Below are 5936 nucleotides of genomic sequence, written 5' to 3' on the forward strand. Positions count from 1 at the left end.
AGAAATGCTTGCCGGCGAAAAAGCGTTTAAGCAAACCGGCGAGTGGTTACCTGCCGAAACTTTGCAAACCGCAAAAGATTTTATCGTATCAATAAAAGGTCCGTTAACTACGCCTATTGGCGGCGGCATACGCTCCCTAAATGTAGCCATGCGGCAGGATCTTGACCTGTATGCCTGTGTGCGGCCGGTAAAATGGTTTAAAGGTGTGCCTTCGCCGGTAGTACATCCCGAGCAGGTGGACATGATAATTTTCAGAGAAAACACGGAAGATATTTATGCCGGCATTGAATGGAAAGCAGGCAGTGCAGATGCACAGAAATTTGAAAAGTTTTTGATTGAAGAAATGGGTGTAACAAATATTCGTTTTCCCGGAGACAGCAGTTATGGTGTAAAACCAGTTAGTAATGAAGGCAGTAAAAGACTGGTGAGGGCAGCTATTGAACATGCCCTGGAACATCATTTGCCTTCGGTAACATTAGTGCATAAAGGCAATATTATGAAATTTACCGAAGGAGGTTTTAAAACCTGGGGTTATGAAGTGGCGAGAAATGAATTTGGTGATAAAACTTTTACCTGGGATGAATGGGATGAACTAAAGAAAATACATGGCGAAGCACATGCCAATGAAGTACAACGTAAAGCATTGAGCGAAGGAAAACTTTTAGTAAAAGATATTATTGCCGATAATTTTTTACAGCAGATATTAATTGCACCTAAAGAGTTTTCGGTGGTGGCTACATTAAATTTAAATGGCGATTATATTTCGGATGCACTGGCCGCAGAAGTGGGTGGCATTGGTATTGCGCCGGGTGGCAACATTAATTATAAAACAGGTTATGCTGTATTTGAAGCTACGCATGGTACCGCACCTAAATTTGCAGGCACCAACAGCATGAACCCTTCTTCTGTAATTTTAAGCGGCTGCATGCTGTTAGAATATATTGGCTGGAAAGAAGCGGCTGATTTAATTACCGATGCCCTGCAGGCGACTATTATGCGTAAAAGGGTAACTATAGATTTTTATAACCTGATGACCGGTGCTACACTTTTAAAAACAGATGAGTTTGGAGAAGAGCTTATTGCGAATATGGGAGTAGTAACAGCTGATTTTATGTTGAAGAAGAGTAGTGGGTTGTAAAGATCTATTACCATGGAACTATTGTGTTCGAGCCTTTGTCCACAGAATCCTGAGGATAGCTAAAATCAATTTTTGCAAAAAACTTGTTTATCAACCTCTTAAAATATCTGTCATTACCAAGTTTTAACACGGACGATTAACCCTTCTTTATACTTGAAAACACCAAATCATTTAAAAATAAAATTATTTCTGACTCTGCTTTATTCTTTCCAAAGTCTGTAAGTGATGGAAGATTATTCATAAAAAAATTCTGAAAATGTGCCATTTCAATAATCGTAGTAGCCAGTGACCTTGGATACTTATACTTTGGATTACATTCTAAAATTATATCCCCAATAACAGCACAAAGGTCTTTATAGGGTTTAAAAAATTGGTGTTTATTATCTTCGCCAACTTGCTTGGTTAAATATGCTTTTGAACCCTCTGAAATTACTATTTGATGTAATAAACTTTCATTTACATAAATTGTTTTCCCATCATCTTCTACCGTTGTTGCCAATAGCTTTATTACTTTTTTCAACTTGTCAACAGGGTCGGTAACATTATTAGTTTGAAAACTAATTTGGTATTCAAGCCAACCCCAATACCAGGCTATAATATATATAAGCAAGAGGTGTTTATTTTCAAAGTACCGGTAAATTCCTGCTTCCGTTGTACCTATATCTTCTGCCAATTTCTTAAATGTAAAGGCTTCAAAACCGTTTTGGAAAATCAATTGAATGCTATGTTTAATTATGTTCCTGCCTAACTCTGTATGTTCTGGATTACGGAGAAATAAATCCTCATTCATTTTTATCTGTAACTGCAATTTCATATCTGTCTGTATTTAGGTGAATTTCTGAAATACGCAACAAAGCTATGCAAAAAATATTTTACAATTATCTATGATAGTAATGCTATCTTTTAAAATATTATCCCTATCTTCGCCCAATAATTTAAAAATATGAGCCAAATAAACTTATTCAAAAACATAAAGAGCGATTTGCCTGCCAGCATAGTGGTGTTTTTTGTTGCCGTTCCCCTATGCCTTGGTATTGCTTTAGCATCAGGTGCCCCATTATTTGCAGGTATTATTTCAGGTATAGTGGGTGGCATTGTAGTTGGTGTTGCAAGCGGCTCACCTTTAGGAGTGAGTGGCCCGGCGGCTGGATTAGCAGTAATAGTTTTAACTTCTATTGCAACACTTGGCGGTTCCTGGACGGCTTTTTTAACAGCCGTTGTTTTAGCAGGGGTGTTTCAATTGATTTTGGGATTTGCAAAAGCTGGTTTCGTTGCCTACTTCTTTCCAACTTCTGTAATAAAAGGAATGCTTACAGGCATTGGGCTGTTGATAATTTTAAAACAAATCCCCCATGCATTGGGCTGGGATAAAGACGCAATGGGGGATGACGCTTTTTTTCAGGCAGACGGGCAAAATACTTTTTCTGAAATTTTCAGGGCATTTGACTTTATAACACCTGGAGCAGTAGTTATAGGGGCAATTTCATTAGCAATACTTATCCTTTGGGACAAAATATTAAGCAAAAAAAATAAAATTTTCAACATCATTAATGGACCTTTGGTGGTAGTGGTGTTCGGCATTTTAATGTTTAACTTATACAAAAACGGTATTCTTGATTTTAGTTTAAATGCCCAGCAAGTAGTTGCAGTACCAGTGCCACATTCAATTTCAGAATTCTTCGGTCAATTTACTTTCCCTGATTTCTCGGCACTAACGAATTTTGAAGTTTGGAAAATTGCCATTGTATTAGCAATAGTAGCAAGTTTAGAAACATTGCTTTGTGTAGAAGCCACTGACAAAATGGATCCCGATAAAAGAATTACACCAACAAACAGGGAATTGAAAGCACAGGGTTTAGGAAACGTAGTATCAGGCTTGATAGGCGGTTTACCTGTTACACAAGTTATTGTACGAAGTACAGCAAATATATCTTTTGGTGGTAAAACAAAATTATCTGCAATACTTCACGGCGTTTTTTTATTAATAAGTGCATTAACAATTGCAAGTGTATTGAATATGATACCATTGGCAAGTTTAGCAGCCATACTTTTAATGGTAGGCTTCAAATTAGCCAAGCCAGCACTCTTTAAAGATATGTATAAGTTGGGCTGGGAACAGTTTATCCCTTTTACTGCAACAGTTGTAGCAATTTTAGCAACCGATTTATTAAAAGGAATTACAGTAGGGATATTATTTGGCATCTTCTATACGCTACGCCATAGCTATCGCAATTCACATCATTTAAAGGAAACAGAAAAAACCGAAAACGGGCAGGAAGTTCATCACATAGAACTTGCACAAGAAGTATCATTTTTTAATAAGGCAAGTGTAATGAGGGTTTTAGATGAAATGCCTGCTAATTCAAAAGTAATTATTGACTGCTCCAACTCTAAGTCCATTGCTTACGATGTAATTGAATTGATAAAAAACTATGAGATAAATGCAAAAACAAAAAACATCACAGTTGAGAAAATTAATTTTATAGAACCTGTTAATAATTAAAATCAAAAATATGACACTCAATATTCAATCACCAAATATTACGCTTAAACAAGAGGTAATAGATTTTTTAAACCAAAAACTTAAAATGTTGTTCCGAAGATACAATGAAATTATTACCGTTGATGTATGCTTTAGAATAGAAAAATCCTCTGCAAATGAAAATAAACTATGTGAGATAAGATTGATTATACCGGGTTACGACCTGCTGGCATCTGCCCAATGCAAAACATTTGAAGCAGCGATAGCAGAAACATCAGAGGCATTAGAAAGGCAGATAGAAAAAAGAAAGACGAAACTCCTAAATGTGAAATAAATGAATAATGTAAAAAAAATGATGCATTACAAATATTTACATTTTTTAAATGTACGGCTCAAATACTGGCTATATCACAAAAATATTTGAGAACAAAAATCAATCTCAATTTCAAATAATATTATTCAACAATATTCCTTTCAATAACAATAAAAAAATAAAAAAATGAAGACATTAACAAAAGAAATGCAAAATGCCATAAGCCCTGCAATGGCTTTAGACTTATTAAAGGAGGGCAACAAAAGATTTGTAAATAATCTAAAAGTAAACCGCAACCTTTTACAGCAGGCAAATGAAACCTCAGACGGACAGCATCCTTTTGCCGTAATACTTAGTTGCATAGACAGCAGAACGTCTGCCGAATTAATTTTCGACCAGGGCTTGGGAGATGTTTTTAGTGTTCGTATTGCAGGTAATATTATGAACGAAGATATTTTGGGGAGTATGGAATTTGGTTGTAAGGTAGCTGGTTCAAAAATAATAGTTGTTTTAGGACACACTAAATGTGGTGCAGTGAAAGGTGCCTGCGACCACGTAGAAATGGGCAACCTTACTGCTTTACTTTCTAAAATACAGCCGGCTGTTTATGATGAAAAAACAGTAGCTGAAAACCGCAATTCAGGCAACGCTGAATTTGTAGAAAAAGTATCCAGCATTAATGTAAAAAGAACGGTGCATGCTATTATGGAACGCAGCCCAATTTTAAAAGAAATGATAGAGAAGGGAGAAATAGGAATCGTCGGCGGGATACACGACATTACAACTGGACAGGTAGCTTTTTTTGAAGACACAATAATTATAACCGCTTAAAAACTTATCCGGTAACAAATTGAAAGACCACAGACGGCGAAGAAAGGTTTGCACCTAACATTGGCTCAGCATTAGGTTATTTAGAAATTATGATAACGTTTCCGTAAATCAACATGGAATAATATTCTGAATGGTTTACATTTGCATTCCATAAAAAATAGCATCATGACCAAAATAAAAGTAGCAAACCCCGTTGTAGAATTAGACGGCGACGAGATGACAAGGATCATCTGGAAATTTATTAAAGACAAATTAATTCTGCCGTATTTAGACGTTCCCATTCAGTACTACGATTTAGGAATGGAATACCGTGATGAAACCAACGACCAGGTAACTATTGATGCCGCCAATGCTATTAAGGCTTGCGGCGTGGGAATTAAATGTGCTACTATTACCCCGGATGAAGACAGGGTAAAAGAATTTAAGCTGAAGCAAATGTGGAAATCTCCCAACGGTACCATAAGAAATATTTTAGACGGCACTGTTTTTAGAGAGCCGATTGTAATGCAAAATGTACCAAGATTAGTTACCAACTGGACAGCTCCAATTATTGTTGGCCGTCATGCTTTTGGCGACCAGTACCGTGCCACCGATACCGTTATAAAAGGTAAAGGAAAATTAACCATGACCTTTACACCAGAAGCTGGTGGCGAAGCACAAACATTTGAAGTGTACAATTACAAAGGTGATGGTGTGGCAATGTGCATGTACAATACCGATGAAAGTATTTATGGTTTTGCAAGAAGTTGTTTTAATATGGCATTGAGCAAAAAGTGGCCTTTATACCTTTCTACAAAAAATACCATTCTTAAAAAATACGATGGCCGTTTTAAAGATATTTTTGAAGAAGTATATCAAAAAGAATTTAAAACAAATTTTGAGGCTGCAGGTATTACTTACGAACACCGTTTGATTGATGATATGGTAGCCAGTGCCTTAAAATGGAATGGCAACTTTGTATGGGCCTGTAAAAATTATGATGGCGATGTACAAAGCGATACTGTTGCGCAAGGCTTTGGCAGCTTAGGTTTAATGACTTCTGTTTTGGTTACACCTGATGGCAGCACCATGGAAGCCGAAGCTGCACATGGCACCGTAACCCGCCACTATAGGGAACACCAGGCAGGCAGGCCAACATCTACCAACCCTATTGCTTCTATTTTTGCATGGAC

General features: G+C 36.8%; 6 protein-coding genes. 5 read left to right on the forward strand and 1 reads right to left on the reverse strand.

The annotated features are described in order from the left end of the window. The coding region (icd, locus tag ACY651_RS03420; RefSeq protein ID WP_462249736.1) for an NADP-dependent isocitrate dehydrogenase at positions 1–1138 on the forward strand (1138 nt) is incomplete at its 5' end. Positions 1139–1274: 136 nt separating this feature from the next. Here icd and ACY651_RS03425 read toward each other — a convergent pair. Further along, entirely contained in the window at positions 1275–1952 is a 678-nt protein-coding gene (locus ACY651_RS03425) for a TetR/AcrR family transcriptional regulator (RefSeq protein ID WP_462249738.1), read from the reverse strand. A gap of 129 nt (positions 1953–2081) precedes the next feature. Between ACY651_RS03425 and ACY651_RS03430 the strand changes: the two genes are divergently transcribed. The 4 genes from ACY651_RS03430 to ACY651_RS03445 form a co-directional block, all read left to right on the forward strand. Beyond that, positions 2082–3641, forward strand: a complete 1560-nt coding sequence (locus ACY651_RS03430) for a SulP family inorganic anion transporter (protein WP_462249740.1) — start codon at positions 2082–2084, stop codon at positions 3639–3641. Positions 3642–3651: 10 nt separating this feature from the next. Beyond that, positions 3652–3954 carry a ribosome hibernation-promoting factor, HPF/YfiA family gene (gene hpf / locus ACY651_RS03435; RefSeq protein ID WP_462249742.1) on the forward strand — a complete coding sequence of 101 codons (303 nt, stop codon included), beginning with the start codon at positions 3652–3654 and terminating at the stop codon, positions 3952–3954. A gap of 165 nt (positions 3955–4119) precedes the next feature. Further along, the gene (locus tag ACY651_RS03440) at positions 4120–4764 is read left to right on the forward strand and encodes a carbonic anhydrase family protein (RefSeq protein ID WP_462219644.1); all 645 of its coding nucleotides are present in this window, start codon (positions 4120–4122) and stop codon (positions 4762–4764) included. Positions 4765–4929: 165 nt separating this feature from the next. After that, the coding region (locus tag ACY651_RS03445) for an NADP-dependent isocitrate dehydrogenase (RefSeq protein WP_462249744.1) at positions 4930–5936 on the forward strand (1007 nt) is incomplete at its 3' end.

Origin of the sequence: Ferruginibacter sp., from assembly GCF_031391665.1 — a bacterium.
Classification (GTDB): domain Bacteria; phylum Bacteroidota; class Bacteroidia; order Chitinophagales; family Chitinophagaceae; genus Ferruginibacter.